Source organism: Mycobacterium sp., assembly GCF_019243155.1.
Taxonomy (GTDB): domain Bacteria; phylum Actinomycetota; class Actinomycetes; order Mycobacteriales; family Mycobacteriaceae; genus Mycobacterium.
On record NZ_JAFAUS010000107.1, the window covers coordinates 1 to 18,121 of the forward strand.

Genomic DNA, 18,121 nt, shown 5'->3' on the forward strand with positions numbered 1-18,121 from the left:
GACACACGATCGCGTCGACGGGCGGCCCGGGCGGCAGACCCGCATCGAAGTCGACGACGTCGAAGCGGCAGCGATCACCGACCCCGCTGTGGTGCGCCAAATCCCGCGCCTGGTCTATCGCCACCGAGGAGATGTCCAGCCCGACGACGTCGAGCCCGCGCAGCGCAAGCCACACCGCGCCGGTCCCCTGTCCGCAGGCCAGGTCCAGTGCGGTTCCCGCGACGGGAAACCGGTCGGCGTAGCGCGCCAAAACCCTTGGCGGGGCGACCGCGCGTGGCGGCGACCCCCTGGTCGCGTACCGCTCGTCCCAGCGGCGCCGGTCCGCTTCAGCCATGGCGCCACTCTAGAACCTGCGGGCGACTGTTCTAGACAGCTGTCTGTAATTGGACGTCGACAAACGATGTGGCTCGGGCCCACGGCGCCGAGTCCGTTCCTACACTGGACTGGTGTCTAAAGATGCGGCAACCCCGGTGGCTGCCGGCACCGGTCCGGCCCGCCGATCGGACCGTCGGCCGGGCCAGACCATTCGCAAGGTCCTCGATGCCGGCTTGGAGGAACTGCGGGAGTCGTCGTATGCGAACCTGACGATGCGCGCGGTGGCGACTCGTGCCGGCGTGTCACCGGCCAGCGCCTACACGTATTTCCCGTCGAAAAGCGCCCTGGTCGCCGCGGTGTACCTACGGTTTCTGCGCGACTTGCCGCTGCACACCGACGTCAACGTGACCACCAAGACCCGCGTGAGCGCGACGCTGCGCGACATGGCGGTGATGGTCGCCGACGAACCCGAGTTGACCGCCGCCTGCGGGGCCGCGCTGATGGCCGACGACCCCGCGGTCAAGCCGCTGCGGGAACAGATCGGCGAGGAGGTGGCCAGGCGGATCGGGGCCGCGCTGGGGCCTGGCTGGCCGCGCGCCGTGAAGTCCACGCTGCAGATGACGTTCTCCGGTGCGCTGATGACCGCCCGCTTCGTCAGCTTCTCCGAGATCGACGGGCAGCTCGACGAGGCCGTCAACCTCATTCTCGGCGCGTCGGTTGCTTGAAAGCGTTACACACCAAGCATATTGGCTATGCCGTCGCCGCCAGCTTTCGCGATCGGTTGTCGGCGCGCAGGAACTGGCCGAGCCTTCGCGAGCCCAGCGCCGGTGTGGCCTTGCCCGCACCGAACGCGAGAACCCCGGCCACCAGCACCGCGGTGACTGTGTCGTCGTTGCGGTTGACCATCCGCGATAAGCCGCCGTACGCCTCGACCGGGTGTTCGGCGTAGCGATCCAGCGACCCATCGAGCTTGTCCGGATCGACCACGACGATGTCGGCGCGGTCACCCTCGCGCAGAGTGCCGGCGTCGATCCCGTACCACTCCCCGAGTTCGCCGGTGAGCCGGTGCACCGCGCGCTCCACCGACATGAAGGGAGTCCCCTGCTTCTCGGCGTCGTGCACGTGGCGCAGCAACCGCAGGCCCGAGTTGTAGAACGCCATGTTGCGCAGGTGGGCGCCCGCGTCGGAGAACCCCATTTGGACGGAGTCGCTCCGCGCCAGCGTTTTGAGGACCTCGGGGCGGTGGTTGGAGATCGTGGTGTGCCAGCGCAATTTCTCACCGTGCTCGACCACCAGGTCGAGGAAGGCGTCGACGGGATGCAGGCCGCCGCGGTCCAGCCCCACCTGCCCGAATGACTTGCCCACCACCGATTCGTCGGGGCAGGCGACGATCTCGGCGTCGAAGAAGTCGCGATGCCATACGCGCGGACCGAATTTCGCGTCGTAGTCCTTGCGGAACCGGCGGCGATAGTCCTCATCGCGCATCAGACGATTGCGCTCGATCTCGCTCTGCAGGTGCAGCGCCGCGGCGCCGGAGCCGAACTCCTCGAAGACCACCAGCGAGATCCCGTCCGCGTAGACCTCGAAGGGAACCGGCAAGTGCTGCCAACGGAAATCGCCGCCGAGCGAGTTGACAACTCGGGCGAGCCGGTTGATCAGATGAATGACCGGCGGAATCGCCTTGATATCGGCCGCCGACAACAGGCTGGTCTTCAACCGGGGACGACCGAATCCGAGCGACGTCGCCAGCTGCGAGACCACGGAAAGCGGATTCTTGATGTCCGGGCCCGACTGCAATATCTTGTTGCGGCGCCGCAAGATAGCGTTCAGGCGCCGCAGTTCACGCGATGTCGCATACGTCGACGGCAGGGTACGCGACCGGCAGACCTCGCCGTCGAGCTTGTCGAACAACAGCTGCTGCGAGGACATCCCGACGAATCCCTCGTCGAGCGCCTCGCGAAGCATGGACTCCATCCGCGCGAGTTCGGACTCCGACGGCCGGACGTCCTTACGCGTCGCGCGGTCCAGACCCATCGTCGCGGCCCGCATGTCGGAGTGGCCGATGAATGCCATCAGGTTGGGGCCCAGGTTGAGGTTTTCCAGTGCGGCCACATACTGCTTGGGGTTCGTCCATGAGCGGGCGGCCTCGAGGTGCTCGATGACGTAGCGCCTGGGGATCGCCTCGACCCGGCCGAAGATGTCGCCGGCGTCAACGCTGTCCAGGTATACCGTTGACAGCGAACATGATCCGAGCATCACCGTGGTGACCCCGTGCCGCACCGACTCCGAAAGCCCGGGCTCGCACAGTATTTCGACGTCGTAATGGGTGTGAATGTCGATGATGCCGGGAATCACCCACTGGTCCGTCGCGTCGATGACCTCGGCGCCCGTCGTGTCGAGTGGCGCGTCGGTGATGGTGGCGACGCGGCCGTCCCGCACTCCGATGTTCCTGCGCGCCGATGGCGCACCCGTCCCGTCGAACCAGCGTCCGTTGGTGATCACGGTGTCGTAGTGCATTGCTCGGCCTTTCTGCCACGCCGGCACCGCCGGACCCGCACTGAGCATACAGAGTGTGCTCAAGTGTCTCGTCGTGCCGGCCAGTGCGGCACGGTGATTAGCCAGCAAGGATTGCGATCGTCCAGACGCTATGATCCAGCTGTGGGTATTTCCGGCTACGCGTTTGCCATTCGCTAGGCATGCGCAGTCACGGCTGGGCGGGAAACACGCCGGCCTCCGACGAGGAGGCGATCGAGCGCATCCTGGATGCCGCCGACAAGATCCTCGATGAACGCGGTTCGGCGTTGCGGATTGCCGACGTGGCGCGCGCTCTGGGCGTGACCCGGCAGACGGTCTACCGGTACTTCCCCGGCACGCAAGCCCTGTTGGTGGCATCCGCGATGCGGTCCGCCGACGGCTTTCTCGACCGCATGACGGCCCATCTCAAAGGCGTCACCGACCCGGTCGTGACGATCACCGAAGGGATGGCCTTCGCCATCGAGCAACTGGCCTCGGACAATCAGGTCGAGTTCGTGCTCAGTCAGCGCCATCGCGGCGGCCAGAAGGTCTCCATCGTCTCGGATACGGCTCTGGCGTTCGGACGTTCGATGCTGCACCGCTACGACATCGATTGGGAGCAGTACGGTTTCGATGAGGCCGGGCTGGACGAGCTGAACGAGTTCTGCTTGCGGGTGCTGCACTCTTTCCTTGCCGACCCAGGGCGTCCACCGCGCAGCGGGGCCGACCTCCGGCGCTACCTCACGCGCTGGATCGGGCCGGCGATCGCCTACCCGCAGATGGTCCGCGCGATGGATGCGCTGCACACACCCGAGCCCTCGCGAACCCGCCGGCGCCCGTCCCGCGCGTCTTGACGACCATACGTTTTCGACCACATGTACGGCCGGCGTCAGAAGGACTCCCGTGGCAGCGACGACCGATCAAGGAGCGGACATGGTGGGTCTGGGACAAATCGCGCTAGACAGTGCGCCCGTTTTCGGCGGTGCGATGCTGGCCATGGCTGCCGGGCAGTTCAGGGGCCCCGACTTCCGCGGGCTGATCAAGCAGGATATGGATTTGTTGGACCGGCTCCCCGCGGATGCCACCGAGCGCCGCGCGGAACTGCAGCGCACCATCGACGCCCGCATCGACGACCTGGTTGATGCCACCGACAGAACCCGGGCGCTGCGCCGGGCCGCATTGTCGTACCGGGGCAACTGGCGAGACGTCCTGCTTCTCGTGTCGGTGCTGCTGTTCACCGTCGTCTGGTGGGACGTCAATCACAGCAGGAGCAACTGGCTGCCGATGTTCATCGTGCTGATCATCCTGTCGGTCCTCGCCGCTGCCTACGCATTCCGCGGTCTGTTGCGCGCCGCAAGCTCGTTCGTCCACCGCAGGCGCGGTGACGCCCCGCGATAGGCCCGGCACCGCACAACGCGCGCGAACTGCGACCTTGTGACAAGATCACGCTGTGAAGGCGCAAACCATCGCCAGTCTGACTTGTGCTGCGGTCGCAGCCTTTTGGGCACCCCTGACCGCGTTCGCCCCGTCGGCCTCCGCCGAACCCTGCCCCGATGTCGAGGTGGTGTTCGCGCGGGGCACCAACGAGCCCCCGGGCGTCGGCCGCATCGGCCAGAATTTCGTCGACACGCTGCGCTCGCACGTCGGCGCCAAATCGGTGGGCGTGTATCCGGTCAACTACCCCGCGACCACCGATTTCCCCACCGCCGTCGACGGCATCAGCGACGCGGGCGCCCACGTTGAGCACATGGCGGTGGCCTGCCCCAGGACCAGGATGGTGCTGGGCGGCTACTCGCAGGGCGCCGCCGTGGTGGGCTTCGCCACCGAGAGCGCTGTGCCGGACGGGGTGCAGCTGGTAGAGGCACTGCAGCCGATGCCGTCTGAGATTTCCAACCACGTGGCCGCGGTCGCCCTCTTCGGAAAGCCGTCGAGCCGGTTCATGAGCATCATCAACCAGCCGCCCGTCACGATCGGTCCGCTGTATGCACCCAAAACCATCGAATTGTGCGTGCCCGGCGATCCGATCTGCTCGGACGCCACCAATCCGGCCGCGCACAGGCAGTATGTCGAGGCGGGGATGGTCGACCAAGCGGCTGATTTCGTCGCAGGCCACATCACGTCAGGAACGTAGCCGACCTCTCTAGAAGCGCGGTTCGGATCCGGTCTCCAGAACCTCAAGCGCCGCATCGACGTTCGGCATGACCGTGGGTCCGTAGCTGTTCACCACCTGCCCGAGCGCGCGGGCGATGTGCGGGCCGACCGTGCCGGCGGCGAGGACCTCCTCGGCCAGGACGATGCCGTTGACCAGGTGGGCGGCGCTGACCCGGCCGTCGGCGGTGACTTCATACCGCCATTCGCCGATCTGCACACGCTCCGGCTGCGACCGGAAGAAGCTGCGGCGGGCCGGAATCAGGATCACGCCGGGAACGCCGCAGAAAACCCTGAGCACCAGTCCAACTCCCCCGGGACCGGGCAACGCCGTGCCGATCGCCCGGCTGACCCGGTCGGGGTCGAAGCCGGTCATCAATCACTCATCGGCAAGACGAACGACGGTGTCAGCGTCTGCGGCTCACCGGTGCGGCGAACCGCCGTTCCCGCGGCGTAGAACTCGACCGTGTGGTGTCCCCACGCGTAGTTTGAAATCGCGAAATGCACACCGACGACGCCGTTTCCGCCGTCGCGTTCGGCCTCGCTCTGCATGCGTGACATCGCCAGCTCCCGGGCTTGGTAGCTGCCCTGCGTCCACTGCGGCATCTCGGCGTTGCGTCCCATCTGGCCAAGGGTTCGCAGAAACCCTTGCACCGCAATGTGAAACACGCAGTTGCCCATCACGAAGGCGACAGGGGCGTACCCGGACCGCAGCAGCGTCGTCAGATCCTGACCGGACAGGTGACTGGCGAATGCCTGCCCATTGGGTCGCCGGTATGCGCCCGGCTTCTCCACGTACCGCACCGCTGTGCCCACCGCGATGAACTCGAGGTGCTCGCCCTCCCCCTGATGACGCCATTCGAGACGGACACCGACCACTCCGTCGGCGCCGAGCGAGTCGGCCTCGGCCTGCATCCGCGACATCGCGTTCCAGCGGGCGCGGTAGGTGGCGTCGGTGAGAACGGGCAGTTCGGACTGCTGCCGGATCCCGGTGAACTGGTAGCCCACGTGATAGACCGACACGCCCATCACCAGCTCGATGGGCTCGAACCCTGCTCCGTGCAGCAGGGCGAATTCGTTGATCGACAGGTCGGACGTGAAAACCTTGCCGGCGTGCGACAATCGCTCGCTGGCGATCGGGTCCAGCGGATTCGGTTGCATTCTCACATCACCCTTCTGCGACCCTTCTGCGACCCTTCTGCGGTCCGGTGGATAGCGTAGGCCGCACGTTGGCCTCGCATACCCATAACGTGCGACTCCAGGGCTGGTCAACGGGCGATGAACTATCCGCTCATCGTTTCGCGGTCGCGGTGTCGATCATGGTGTGCACCTCGTCAATCGACCACGGTCCGGCCTGATGATGATCGCGGTAACCCAGCACGCGTGGAGTCACGCGATCGAAGCTACCGACGAATCCGCCTGCGGCGACCAGGATCTGGCCCGTCACGTCGCGCGCCAAGTCACTGGCGAGGTAGGCGTAGACCGGTGCCACGAACTCCGGCGGGGCGCTGTCCAGCGAGGCCCGCATGGTCATCTCGTCGAGCAAGCCCCGGCGGTGGAGGTCGGCGATGTGCTCTTCGTACTCGGCGCCCGTAGAGAGCCGCGTTCTGGCGCCGGGACATACGATGTTGGCACGTACCCCGAAGGCTTTCAATTCGGCGGCGATTGCCAGCGTCAGCCCGTTGACGGCGCCCTTGCCCGCGGGATAGCCGGTGCCGCCGTAGTCGCCCAGGAATGCCACTGAGCTGGTGTTGATGATGGATCCGTGGCCCTGGTCGGCCATCACGGGAGCTGCGGCGCGGCAGGTGTGAAACGCCGTGCCGAGGTGGGCGCCGATCAGCTGATCGAACTCCCGAGGCGAGATCGTCAAGATCGAGGAGCCTGCGGGTTCCGCGGTCCCTGCGCAATTGATCAGAGTGTCCAGACGGCCGAACTCCTTGATGCATTCGTCGACGAGCGCGCGGGCGACATGCTCCTCGTCCGCGGCCCCGACCACGGCGGTGGCGCGTCCTCCCGCCGCTTTGATCGCCGCGACGGTGTCCTCCACGGCGTTTCTGTCGCGCCCGTTCACGACCACGCCCGCGCCCAGGTGGCAAAGCAGTTCCGCGACAGCGCGTCCGATCCCACGACTGCCGCCGGACACCACCGCCCCACGGCCGGTCAGCAGACCCTGGCAGTCGCTTACCACCGGCGCTGTAATGCGTTGTGCGAGAGATGCTCTCGACCGCGGTCGAGAACGTGCCACGCGATTTGGGTCAGACACATCAGGCGAACAGTATCACCACGGTTTTCGGACCCCCCGTGCAAAGGGCGAAGCCCGTTTGCCGGTGCGGGAGGTCGTCGCGGATTCGGCCCTCAGGACAGGGCTAACACCGCAGCCCGAGAGGAAACCGGCGCGACACCGGTGTCGACGATTGTGGTTGCTGACGACGCACTCCGATGCGCAGACGATCGATAACGCGGGCTCGCGCCTCACTTTCTGCATCCGATCGCGAGCCAGCGCATCAGGGCGTATAGTCACCACTGAAGTCCGTTTTGGACGTGTCGCCGTTTAGCTAAAAGCGGTCATCCAGCCGCACGGTAGCTGAGCGTGGTGCTCCGGCGATAAAGCCTTAGGGTTCCCTCTCCTCAGTTTCGGTGCATTCGGGTGGTCGGCCCGTCCCACGGATACGGGTGCAGCGGAGGCGACTGTGCGCATTACTGCGATGTCTCGCTGCACACGATTCAAAGAAAGCGTGCCAGCAATGCAAACCTGTTTGTGCACTGGTGTTTACACGTCGTGGCCCGAGACGAGGCGCAACGGCCTATGACCCAAGTCATCGATCCAGCCCGACCCGCTCCTGCTCCCGCTCCCGCTTCAAAGACGCGCTCCGACGACTCCTACGACGACGTGGTCGAGATGTTCCTCGCGTTGCGCGACATGCCTGCCGAATCGCATGAATACCGTCGGCAGCGCGAACGTATCGTGGCCCGCTGCCTGCCGTTGGCCGACCACGTGGCCAGCCACTTTGCCCGTAGGGGCGAGGGTCACGATGACCTGGTCCAGGTCGCCCGTCTAGGGCTGATGAATGCCGTCAACCGGTTCGACCCCGCGAAGGGTCCCAGCTTCATCGGATTCGCTGTTCCGACCATGATGGGCGAGGTCCGGCGCTACTTCCGTGACTACAGCTGGGGAATGCGGGTGCCGCGCCGGTTGCGTGAGTTACACGTTCAGATCAGCAGAACCACGGCTGATCTGGCCCAGCGGCTGGGACGTGCGCCCACCGCAGGCGAGTTGTCCCAGGTGCTCGAAGTTCCCCGCGAGGAGATCGTCGAATGCCTGGTCGCGGGCGACGCCTATCGACTCGACTCCCTGGACGCACCGATGGGTACCGATAGCTCGGGAACACCCCGCTCGGTGGCGGACGCCGTTGGCGGCGTCGATCCGCAGATGGAGCACATCACCAACCGCGAAGCGCTGCGTGTCGTCATCGATGCGCTCCCGCAACGCGAGCGCGACGTTCTGCGGATGCGGTTCTTCGAGTCGATGACGCAGAGCCAGATCGCCGAGCGGATCGGGGTGTCGCAGATGCAGATCTCGCGCATCCTGACGAGCACTTTGCGCAGCCTGCGCGACCAACTGGAGTAGACCCTCCAACGCGTCCAGAGCCTTCCTGCGGCACGTTTGCGGCGCCGAGCGATGTACTGTGCGTTTCGGGAGCAAAGCCGACGGTGTCGCGGAGAAGGGAGCACGACGCGATGAGGGTCTTTCAGATAGCGGTCGCCGGCGCGGCGGCGACGGTGCTGGCAGTCGCGGTGGCGGGCTGCAGCCATTCGACCTCGTCGACGTCAAAGTCTGGATCCTCCGCGCCGGCGACCAGTAGCAGCAGTTCAGCCGCAACGCCGCCGGCGGCGGCGCCGGGGCCCGCGGGTGACTACGGCAACCTGCTGATTCAGGCGACCGACATCCAGGCGCCGGTGCCCTTCACGGCCGCCCCGCCGACGAACAACCCGAACGGCCAGCCGGGCGTGGCCACCACCTTCAAGGACGAAGACGGCAGCCACGTCATCAAGGACACGATCCTGATCTACGCGGACCCGGGCGCGGCGACGGACGCGTTGAACGCGGCGAAGGGCCAGCAGGGCAACGTCGTGAAAGATCCGCAAACGCAACCGTCGAACATCGGCACGGGTGGAACGCTGCTGCTGGGTAATTCACCGGACAAATCCAGGGGCGTCACGATACTGCTCTTTACCGAGGGCAAGGCGCTGGTCACGCTGGAATTCGACGGCCCGCCGGAGTCGTTGGCACCACCGGAATTCGTCAACGACGTCGGCCAAAAGCAGCAAGCGGCGGTCAAGAAGGGCCTCGGCGGCTGAGCCAGGGCGCACCGCTTAGCAGGCGAGGATTCGTATGACGGTAATCAACGGGCTGCCCGCTCACGTGCTGCTGGTCCACTTCGTGGTGGTGCTCGTACCGCTTACCGCGCTGCTTGAAATCGTTTGCGGTCTTTGGCCGGCGGCCCGGCGGGGCCACCTGTTGTGGCTCACGTTGCTATTGGCCGCCGGGACAATGGCATTGACACCCTTGACCATCAACGCTGGCGGGTGGTTATACGACCTTCGACCTAGCGCCAGCCCCATCTTGCAGCGGCACGCCGAACTGGGCAGCGCCATGAACTATTACTCCGCTGCTCTGTTGGCGGTTGCGATCGTGCTCGTGATATTCCGCGTGGCCGAACGCCGATTCGGCAAGAGCCACATGATCGCCAACATCCTCGTCGCCATACTGGTTCTTGGCGTCGGGATCTCGGCGCTGATCCAGATCTACCGCGTGGGTGACGCTGGGTCGCAGTCGGTTTGGAGCAACGAGATAGCACACCTGAAAAAGGCACCTTCCGGTTAGCGAAGGAGTCAGGGCATGAGGATCGCTCCGAGGCTCGTTGTTGTGGTGCCGCTGCCGCTGCCGCTGCCGATGACGCTGGCCGGCGTGCGGCGGCGGTCAGAAACAGGATGAGGCCATCAAGAAAGGGCTCGCCGGCTAGAGATCACGTGCTCGGCGTGAGTAGAAACAGCCGAAATCGTCGCCCACCGGCCTGATCCTGGGCGAGTTGATAGTTCGGCCAGTACGCAATCACCTTGGCCCATGCCTTATTACGTTCTTCGCCAGTCAGTAGCCGCACGTTAGCAACGAATTGATGTCCACGTTCGCGAACGGTGACGCGTTGTGTCGCTTTGAGATTCGCCGACCACGACGGGTGCTTCTCGCGGCCCCAGTTCGACCCGACCAGCAGCAACCCGGATTCGGCAGGCACGTACTGCACCGTCGCGGTGCGGGCGAGACCCGTTTTGCGTCCCGAGATGGTGATCCGCACGTTCGGCAGACCGACCAGGTCCAAGACGCCGAGCCGTCCGCCGGTGGCGAACCGCAGCAGGGCCTCCGTACCTTCGGCGGCCGGCCGCCCGCCCAACACCAACCGGCGGTAGACGGTCGGGTTGCGAGCGACCCGCTGCAGCGGATTCATAGGGCGACTGTATTCCCCGCCCTGCTGGCCGATGCGTCGGGCCGCTGAAATAACGCTGAAATGCGGCTGACGACCGAGGGTTTCGAGTCACGCTCGACCGCAGGTCGCCGCACCCCTAAATAAATTGCTTGATTTAACGAGACGGGCGGTGTTCACTGAGGCGATGACCGCCGAGCGCGTTGCTCGCTCCGAAAGGTCGACGGGCACCCGCGAGGCGATCTTGTCGGCTGCCGAGGTGTTGTTTGCCGAACGCGGCATGTACGCCGTGTCCAACCGGCAGATCAGCGAGGCGGCCGGGCAAGGCAACAACGCCGCCGCCTGCTACCACTTCGGGACAAGGACCGACCTGCTACGCGCGATCGAAGCCAAGCACCGCGAGCCCATCGAGGGGCTGCGCGGGCAGATGCTGAGCGCCATCGGCCAGTCGACCGAGCTCAGGGATTGGGTGGGCGCATTGGTGCGCCCGCTCACCGATCACCTGGCCGCGCTGGGCACGCCGAGTTGGTATGCCCGGTTCGCCGCGCAAGCCATGGCCGACCCCACCTACCGCCACGTCATCACCAAAGACGCACTCGCGGCGCCGCTCCTGGTGCAGACCCTTGACGGCATCAACCGCTGCCTTCCCGACCTGCCCAGGCGGGTGCTTTCCGAACGGATGGTGATGGTGCGCAATCTGCTCATGCACACCTGCGCCGAGCACGAAAGCGCCCTGGCCGAGCACGGCGCGCGTTCGCGTTCGGCGTGGCCGGTCGCCGGTGAGGGACTGATCGACGCGATCGTCGGCCTGTGGCGCGCGCCGGTCCACGTGAGCGTGGCAGACGGCTAGAGACCCAGGGCACGCCAAGAACCGAGGAGCACGATGACAGAGACGTCCACCGCCGCTGATATCCCCGAATTCCCGATGACGCGCGCGCCGGGCTGCCCCTTCGCCCCGCCGCCAACGGCCTTGGCGCTCAACGACGACAGGCAATTGAGCAGGGTCCGGATCTGGGACGGCAGCACGCCCTGGCTGATCCACGGGTATGACGCCATCCGTGCGTTGTTCACCGATGGCCGCGCCAGCGTCGACGACCGGCTGCCGGGATATCCGCACTGGAACGCGGGAATGCTCGCCACGGTGCACAAGCGCCCGCGCTCGGTGTTCACCTCGGATGCCGAGGAGCACACCCGCTTTCGCCGCATGCTGTCGAAACCGTTCACCTTCAAGCGCGTCGAGGCTCTGCGGCCCGCGGTCCAGAAGATCACCGACGACCACATCGACGCCCTGCTGGCGGGCCCCAATCCCGGCGACGTCGTCAGCACCTTGGCGCTGCCAATTCCCTCCCTGGTCATCAGCGAACTATTGGGCGTGCCCTATGAGGACGCCGACTTCTTCCAGGCTCAAGCCCAGCGGGGCATGGGTCGCTATGCGACCGAGGAGGATACGGCGCAGGGTGCCGCGTCGCTGGCCAAATACATCGCCAACCTGGTGCGCGCCAAGAGGGAGGATCCATCGGAGGATCTGGTCTCCGACCTCGCCGAACGGGTCAATGCCGAAGAGCTCAGCGTCCGCGAGGCCGCCCAGCTCGCCACCGGGGTGCTGATCGCCGGTCATGAGACCACTGCGAACATGCTCAGCCTCAGCGTCGCCGCCCTGCTCGACCATCCGGATCAGCTGGAAATCATGCGCGACGCCGACGATCCCAAGGTCATCGCCGTCGCCGTCGAGGAATTGATGCGTTACCTGAGCATCATTCAGACGGGCCAGCGTCGCATCGCCGTCGAGGACATCGAAATCGGTGGTGAGACCATTCGCGCCGGCGAGGGCATCATTCTCGATGTCGCACCGGCGAACTGGGACCCGCGTCAATTCCCCGATCCAGACCGTCTGGACCTGCGCCGCGAAGACGGCGCCCACGTCGGGTTCGGTTACGGACGCCATCAATGCGTGGGTCAGCAGTTGGCCCGCATGGAGCTACAAATCGTCTTGCCCACCTTGCTACGCCGTGTCCCCACGCTGCGGCTGGCGGTGCCGCGCGACGAGCTTCCGTTCAAGCACGACGCGTTGGCCTATGGCGTCTACGAGCTTCCCGTGACATGGTGAAACCCGATCTGACGCTCGAAATACCCGATCTCTCCGGCAAATTCGCCGTCGTCACCGGAGCGAACAGCGGACTGGGACTGGGACTGGCCAAAAGACTGGCGGCCGCGGGCGCCGACGTCGTGCTGGCGGTCCGCAGCAAGGCCAAGGGCGAGACCGCGATCGCCGAGATCCACCGCGAGGTTCCCGCCGCCAAGCTGAGCCTTCGACTCGTCGACCTGTCATCGCTGAAAAGCGTTGCCGGCCTTGGCGATGAACTCACGGCCGACGGCCGCCCGATCGATATCTTGATCAACAATGCGGGCGTCATGACACCACCACAGCGCCAGGAAACCCAGGACGGCTACGAATTGCAGTTCGGCACCAACCATCTCGGGCACTTCGCGCTGACCGGGCACCTCCTCCCGCTGCTGCGCGCGGCGGCATCGGCGCGCGTGGTGACCGTCAGCAGCATCGCCGCCACGCAACCGAAGCTGCAATTCGACGATCCCAACGCGCAGCACGGCTACAAGCCGATGCTGTCCTACGGGATGGCCAAACTCGGCCAACTGATGTTCGCTTTCGAGTTGGATCGGCTCAGCCGCCTCGGTGGCTGGGGTCTGATGTCCAACGCGGCTCATCCCGGTTTGTCCAAGACCAACCTGCTCAGCGGCGCGTCGTACGGTCGCGACAGACCGACGCTGTCTGCCCGGTTCACCCGATTGACGTGGCGGTTGCTGCCGTTCATGTGGCTTGACGTCGACGAGGGAATCAAACCGACACTCTACGCAGCAGTCTCGTCGGATGCCCGGGGCGCAAAATATTACGGCCCCCGCGGCTTCTACGAAACGGCCGGCGGCGGAGTCACATTCGCCGGTGTCCCCCGATTGGCGCGCAGCGAAAGCGATTTGCGACAACTGTGGCAGCTCTCCGAACAGCTCACCGGCGTCAGCTACCCGGGTTGAGGTCGAAGAAAGTGGTGAAAGATGGCGTTCGTCGGTCGCACTGATGTAAAGGATCCCGGCGCGCAGCAGGACCAGTGGGAGCGGTTGGCGCGCCGGCGCGAACGGCTGTACGTCGATGACGAGCAGTTCCGGAAGACAAAACCCGACGACGAAATCGCTGCGGCGGCACGCGCGCCCGGGCTGCGGATCGCCGAGGTCATGGCGACGGTGTTGCGGGGCTACGCCACCAGACCCGCGCTCGGGCAGCGCGTCCGGGAAGTGGTCACCGATCCCGCCACCGGCCGCTCGTCACTGCGCTTCCTGCCACGATTCGAAACCATCACCTACGCGGACCTCTGGGCACGCGTGCGGGCCATCGCCGCGGAGTGGCATCACGATGAAAAGCATCCGGTGCGCACCGGGGACTTCGTATGCGTGCTGGGGTTCGCCAGCATCGACTACACCGCCATCGAGTGCGCCTGCATACACCTTGGCGCCGTGGTGGTTCCGCTACAGACCAGTGCCCCGGCCGCTCAGCACGCGCCGATCCTGGCCGAAACCCAGCCGCAGATCTTGGCGGTGGGCATCGACAACCTCGCTACCGCCGTCGAGGCGGCGCTGTCCGGCACCGCACCCAAACGCCTCATCGTCTTCGACTACGAATCCCGCGACGACGATCAACGTGCCATCTACGAGGCGGCTTCGGCCCGGCTGAGCGCGGCGGGCAGCGCGCTGACCGTCGAAACGATCGACGACGTCGTCGTGCACGGAAATTCGTTGCCTGAGCCGCCACTACACGTCGCCTCGACCGAGGAAGACCCGCTGGCGTGGGTGTTCTACACATCCGGTAGCACCGGCACACCCAAAGGTGCGATGTTCACCGAAAGCCTGTGCATCGGCACCTGGCTCGCGCAATCCGACCAGCCCGTCATCACCTTGAGCTACATGCCGATGAGCCACCTGATCGGTTACGGCTACGTCATCTTGACGCTCGCCAATGGTGGCGTCAGCTATTTCGCCGCGAAGAGCGATCTTTCGACGTTGTTCGAAGATTTGGCGCTGGTGCGTCCCACATCGATGAGCCTGGTGCCGCGGGTGTGCGAGATGTTTTATCACCACTACCAGCGCGAGCTGGACCGCCAAGTCACGGCGGGCGCGGATCCGGACACCACCGGTGAGCGAATCACGACGGCCATCAGGGAAGAGATCCTGGGCGGCCGCGTGCTGGCCGTTGGCTGCGGTTCGGCTGCGTTGTCCCCGGAGATCAAAGTGTTCATGGAAGAGGTGCTCGATCAGCATCTGCTGATCGGCTACTCATCCACGGAGATCGCCGGCGGCATGATCGTGGCCGACGAGCACGTGCTGCGGCCGCCCGTCGTCGACTACAAACTGCTCGACGTTCCTGAGCTCGGCTACTTCAACACCGACAAGCCTTATCCCCGAGGCGAATTGGCGGTCAAGTCGTCGCGTTTCATGGCCGGGTACTACAACCGGCCCGACCTGACCGCAACCATGTTCGACGAGGACGGCTACTACAAGACCGGCGACATCATGGCCGAGGTCGGCCCGGACCGATTGCGCTACGTCGACCGCCGCAACAACGTGATCAAACTTTCGCAGGGCGAGTTCGTCGCGGTCTCGCGGCTGGAGGCGCTGTACTCGACCAGTGCGCTGATCCACCAGATATACATCTACGGCAACAGCGCCCGTGCGTTCCTGCTCGCAGTGGTCGTGCCCATCGACAACAGCCTCGGGGCATCAGAGATCGCACAGTCGCTGCGCCAGATCGCGCGTGAGAACCAACTGAACGGCTATGAGGTCCCACGTGACTTCCTGATCGAAATGGAGCCGTTCAGCCTGGAAAACGGACTGCTGTCCGGCGTCGGAAAGTTTCTGCGGCCCAAACTCAAAGCCCGCTACGGCGACCGGCTCGAAGAGCTGTACGCGATGATGGCCGATGACCAGCTCGGCCAGCTTCGCGCGTTGCGCACCGGCGGCGCCGACCAGCCCGTGCTGGCGACCGTGACCAAGGCCGTGCAGGCCACCCTCGGCGTTTCGGCACCCGATGTCTCGGCCGAGGCAAGGTTCATCGATCTCGGCGGCGATTCGCTTTCGGCACTGAACTTTTCGACGCTGCTGGCCGACATCTACGGCATCGAAGTGCCGGTGAGCGTGGTGATCGACCCCACCGGGGATCTGCTCAGCATCGCCGACCACATCGAACGCCGTCGCGGCTCGGATGCGCCCGGCTACGCGTCGGTCCACGACGCGGGCGGCACCGAGGTGCACGCCGAGGACCTGAAGCTGGAAAGATTCATCGACGAAGACACCCTGAAATCGGCCATGTTGCTGTCACCTCCCACGGCCGAGGTCCGCACCGTATTGCTCACCGGTGCAACGGGATTCCTGGGGCGTTTCCTCGGTCTGGAGTGGCTGCAGGGATTGGCTGATTCGGGCGGAACCCTGATCTGCCTGACCCGGGGCGCCGACGCCGCCCAGGCGCGCCGGCGAATCGAGGCGGCGCTGGGCTCCGATGAGCAACTGCTGCATCGCTTCCAGGCGCTCGCCGAAGATCATCTCCAGGTTGTGGCGGGCGACATCGGCGAACCGAACTTCGGCCTGGACGGGGCGACGTGGCGGCGGCTGGCCGACAGTGTCGACCTGGTCGTGCACCCCGCCGCCCACGTCAATCACGTTCTCCCCTACCGCCAGTTGTTCGCGCCCAACGTCGTGGGCACCGCCGAAGTGATCAAGTTGGCAATCACCAGCAGACTCAAGCCGGTTCACTACATCTCCACGATGGGTGTCAGCGCCGTCGCGCACCAGCTGGTCGACGAGGACACCGACATCCGCCGCTCCGTCCCGGCATGCACCGTCAACGACGGTTACGCCAACGGCTACGGGATCAGCAAGTGGGCCGGCGAGGTCCTGATGCGCGAGGCACACGACCTGTGCGGGCTGCCCGTGGCGGTGTTCCGGCCGGGGATGATCCTCGCCGACAGTCGCTACGCGGGACAGCTCAACGTGCCGGACATCTTTACCCGATTGTTGTTCAGCCTGGTCGCCACTGGAGTCGCTCCGCGCTCGTTCTACCGCGGTGACGGCGCGCGCCCCCGCTACGAAGGCCTGCCAGTGGACTTCCTGGCCGACGCGATCGCCGCGATCGGGCCGCGGCATGGCTCCGGCTTCGACACCTACAACACGACCAACCCGCACAACGACGGTGTTTCCCTGGACACCTTCGTCGACTGGATCGTCGAGGCGGGGTATCTGATCGAAAAGATCGACGATTATTCGAACTGGCTGGCCCGATTCGAGACGGCGCTGCGCGCACTACCCGAACGCCAGCGTTCGCAGTCGGTCCTTGCGGTGTTGGACGTCTACCGTGAACCCATGACTGCGGTCGCCGGTTCGCCGGTACCGGGCGAGCGGTTCGGCGCTGCCGTCCGCGGGACGGGACGGGCGATCCCCCACCTGTCGCAGCACCTGATCGATAAATACCTCGCCGACCTGGAACGAATCGGGATGCTCAGCAAGTGATTCGAACGAAGGGACGATGATGTCCAGCGCAGCCCGCACCCTGTACCCGGAAGGCGTCCTCGGCGCGCCCAAGCACCGCCGTGGCAACGCCGCGCAAGGCGATGCGGGCCTGCCGCCCGGCACCGAGGTTTTCTCGGCGGACAACCACATTTCGCTCGCCGATGACATCTTCTACCAGCATTTCCCCGACGACCTCAAGGATCAGGCGCCGCGAATCTGGTACGAGGACGGCGCATACCTGCTCGGGCCGCCGGGACAATCGATGGTGGTCGGAGACTTCAGCGCCGTCCTCATGCAGTACGACGACCTGGCCGGGGCGGCCACCAACAACATCGAAGCCCGCGTCCAGCAGCTCGCCGAAGACGGCGTCGATAAAGAACTGGCCTTTCCCAACGCGGTGCTGGCGCTGTTCCACTATCCGGATAAACAGCTGCGCGAACGCATTTTTCGCATCTACAACGAACACATCGCGCAGGTGCAGGAGAACTCCAACGGCCACTGCTACGGGGTGGGCCTGATCAACTGGTGGGACCCGCGCGGCGCGCGGCGCACCCTGTCCGAACTGAAGTCACTGGGCCTCAAGACGTTTCTGATGCCCATCAATCCCGGCACCGACGCCAACGACCAGCCCATCGACTTCTCGGGCGCGGCGATGGACGCGGTGTGGGACGAAATCGAGGAAGCCGGTCTTCCCCTCACCCATCACATCGGCGAGAGCCAGCCGAAGATCCCGAGCGAAGTCAACAGTGTCGCCGTCGCGATGATGGTCAACATCGACTCATTCCGGGAAATGTTCTCCAAGTACATCTTCGGTGGCATCCTCGACCGGCATCCCCGCCTGCGCATGGGCTGGTTCGAAGGCGGCATCGCCTGGGTCCCGCCCGCCCTGCAAGGCGCCGAGCATGTGCTTGCCTCCTACCGGCACATGCTCGCGCATCAACCCGAACACGATGTGCGCTACTACTGGGACACCCACATGTGCGCCTCGTTCATGGTCGACGGGCTTGGCCTCAAGCAGATCGACGAAATCGGCATCAACAAGGTGATGTGGTCGTCTGACTATCCCCACAACGAAAGCACTTACGGCTACTCGGAGA

Annotated in this window: 18 protein-coding genes; 12 read left to right on the forward strand and 6 right to left on the reverse strand. The window is 65.4% G+C overall.

The features are described 5' to 3' along the window. Positions 1 to 334, reverse strand: a 334-nt coding sequence (locus tag JOZ00_RS05490; RefSeq protein WP_293340829.1) for a class I SAM-dependent methyltransferase, incomplete at its 3' end; no start/stop codon positions are given. 112 nt (positions 335 to 446) lie between these two features. Here JOZ00_RS05490 and JOZ00_RS05495 point away from each other — a divergent pair. Continuing rightward, the gene (locus JOZ00_RS05495) at positions 447 to 1,040 is read left to right on the forward strand and encodes a TetR/AcrR family transcriptional regulator (RefSeq protein ID WP_293340832.1); all 594 of its coding nucleotides are present in this window, start codon (positions 447 to 449) and stop codon (positions 1,038 to 1,040) included. 25 nt (positions 1,041 to 1,065) lie between these two features. Here the strand turns inward: JOZ00_RS05495 and JOZ00_RS05500 are convergent, their stop codons facing one another. Then, a complete protein-coding gene (locus tag JOZ00_RS05500) occupies positions 1,066 to 2,832 on the reverse strand; it encodes an amidohydrolase family protein (protein WP_293340834.1) in 1,767 nt (588 codons plus the stop codon). Positions 2,833 to 3,011: 179 nt separating this feature from the next. Here JOZ00_RS05500 and JOZ00_RS05505 point away from each other — a divergent pair, with 179 nt between their 5' ends. The 3 genes from JOZ00_RS05505 to JOZ00_RS05515 all read left to right on the forward strand — a co-directional run bounded on the left by JOZ00_RS05505 (position 3,012) and on the right by JOZ00_RS05515 (position 4,960). Further along, positions 3,012 to 3,683 (forward strand): TetR/AcrR family transcriptional regulator, encoded by a 672-nt coding sequence (locus JOZ00_RS05505; protein WP_293340836.1) that lies wholly within the window; start codon positions 3,012 to 3,014, stop codon positions 3,681 to 3,683. 79 nt (positions 3,684 to 3,762) lie between these two features. Continuing rightward, positions 3,763 to 4,227, forward strand: a complete 465-nt coding sequence (locus tag JOZ00_RS05510) for a hypothetical protein (RefSeq protein ID WP_293340839.1) — start codon at positions 3,763 to 3,765, stop codon at positions 4,225 to 4,227. A gap of 76 nt (positions 4,228 to 4,303) precedes the next feature. Beyond that, positions 4,304 to 4,960 carry a cutinase family protein gene (locus tag JOZ00_RS05515; RefSeq protein WP_293340877.1) on the forward strand — a complete coding sequence of 219 codons (657 nt, stop codon included), beginning with the start codon at positions 4,304 to 4,306 and terminating at the stop codon, positions 4,958 to 4,960. A gap of 9 nt (positions 4,961 to 4,969) precedes the next feature. Here the strand turns inward: JOZ00_RS05515 and JOZ00_RS05520 are convergent, their stop codons facing one another. The 3 genes from JOZ00_RS05520 to JOZ00_RS05530 form a co-directional block, all read right to left on the reverse strand. Then, positions 4,970 to 5,353 (reverse strand): DUF5073 family protein, encoded by a 384-nt coding sequence (locus JOZ00_RS05520; RefSeq protein ID WP_293340842.1) that lies wholly within the window; start codon positions 5,351 to 5,353, stop codon positions 4,970 to 4,972. Further along, positions 5,353 to 6,138, reverse strand: a complete 786-nt coding sequence (locus JOZ00_RS05525; RefSeq protein ID WP_293340844.1) for a heavy metal-binding domain-containing protein — start codon at positions 6,136 to 6,138, stop codon at positions 5,353 to 5,355. The genes JOZ00_RS05520 and JOZ00_RS05525 overlap by 1 nt, the downstream gene beginning before the upstream one ends. A 130-nt stretch (positions 6,139 to 6,268) precedes the next feature. After that, the gene (locus tag JOZ00_RS05530; protein ID WP_293340847.1) at positions 6,269 to 7,165 is read right to left on the reverse strand and encodes an SDR family NAD(P)-dependent oxidoreductase; all 897 of its coding nucleotides are present in this window, start codon (positions 7,163 to 7,165) and stop codon (positions 6,269 to 6,271) included. Positions 7,166 to 7,783: 618 nt separating this feature from the next. Here JOZ00_RS05530 and JOZ00_RS05535 point away from each other — a divergent pair. The 3 genes from JOZ00_RS05535 to JOZ00_RS05545 all read left to right on the forward strand — a co-directional run bounded on the left by JOZ00_RS05535 (position 7,784) and on the right by JOZ00_RS05545 (position 9,862). After that, positions 7,784 to 8,605, forward strand: coding sequence for a SigB/SigF/SigG family RNA polymerase sigma factor (locus JOZ00_RS05535; protein ID WP_293340850.1), 822 nt, complete (start codon positions 7,784 to 7,786; stop codon positions 8,603 to 8,605). Positions 8,606 to 8,715: 110 nt separating this feature from the next. Beyond that, entirely contained in the window at positions 8,716 to 9,336 is a 621-nt protein-coding gene (locus JOZ00_RS05540) for a hypothetical protein (RefSeq protein WP_293340853.1), read from the forward strand. Between the two features lie 34 nt (positions 9,337 to 9,370). Then, positions 9,371 to 9,862: a DUF2231 domain-containing protein gene (locus JOZ00_RS05545; protein ID WP_293340856.1), complete on the forward strand. Its 492-nt coding sequence runs from the start codon at positions 9,371 to 9,373 to the stop codon at positions 9,860 to 9,862. Between the two features lie 142 nt (positions 9,863 to 10,004). Here JOZ00_RS05545 and JOZ00_RS05550 read toward each other — a convergent pair whose 3' ends face one another. Beyond that, a complete protein-coding gene (locus tag JOZ00_RS05550; protein WP_293340859.1) occupies positions 10,005 to 10,481 on the reverse strand; it encodes a nitroreductase family deazaflavin-dependent oxidoreductase in 477 nt (158 codons plus the stop codon). 148 nt (positions 10,482 to 10,629) lie between these two features. Here JOZ00_RS05550 and JOZ00_RS05555 point away from each other — a divergent pair, with 148 nt between their 5' ends. The 5 genes from JOZ00_RS05555 to JOZ00_RS05575 all read left to right on the forward strand — a co-directional run. After that, the gene (locus tag JOZ00_RS05555; RefSeq protein WP_293340862.1) at positions 10,630 to 11,307 is read left to right on the forward strand and encodes a TetR family transcriptional regulator; all 678 of its coding nucleotides are present in this window, start codon (positions 10,630 to 10,632) and stop codon (positions 11,305 to 11,307) included. A gap of 33 nt (positions 11,308 to 11,340) precedes the next feature. Continuing rightward, on the forward strand, positions 11,341 to 12,564 hold the full coding sequence (locus JOZ00_RS05560) for a cytochrome P450 (RefSeq protein WP_293340865.1): 1,224 nt from the start codon (positions 11,341 to 11,343) through the stop codon (positions 12,562 to 12,564). Further along, positions 12,558 to 13,505 carry an SDR family oxidoreductase gene (locus JOZ00_RS05565; protein ID WP_293340868.1) on the forward strand — a complete coding sequence of 316 codons (948 nt, stop codon included), beginning with the start codon at positions 12,558 to 12,560 and terminating at the stop codon, positions 13,503 to 13,505. The genes JOZ00_RS05560 and JOZ00_RS05565 overlap by 7 nt, the downstream gene beginning before the upstream one ends. A gap of 21 nt (positions 13,506 to 13,526) precedes the next feature. Further along, complete coding sequence (gene car / locus JOZ00_RS05570; protein ID WP_293340871.1) at positions 13,527 to 17,024, forward strand: carboxylic acid reductase; 3,498 nt, start codon at positions 13,527 to 13,529, stop codon at positions 17,022 to 17,024. Positions 17,025 to 17,043: 19 nt separating this feature from the next. Further along, on the forward strand, positions 17,044 to 18,121 hold a 1,078-nt coding region (locus tag JOZ00_RS05575; RefSeq protein ID WP_293340874.1), incomplete at its 3' end, for an amidohydrolase family protein.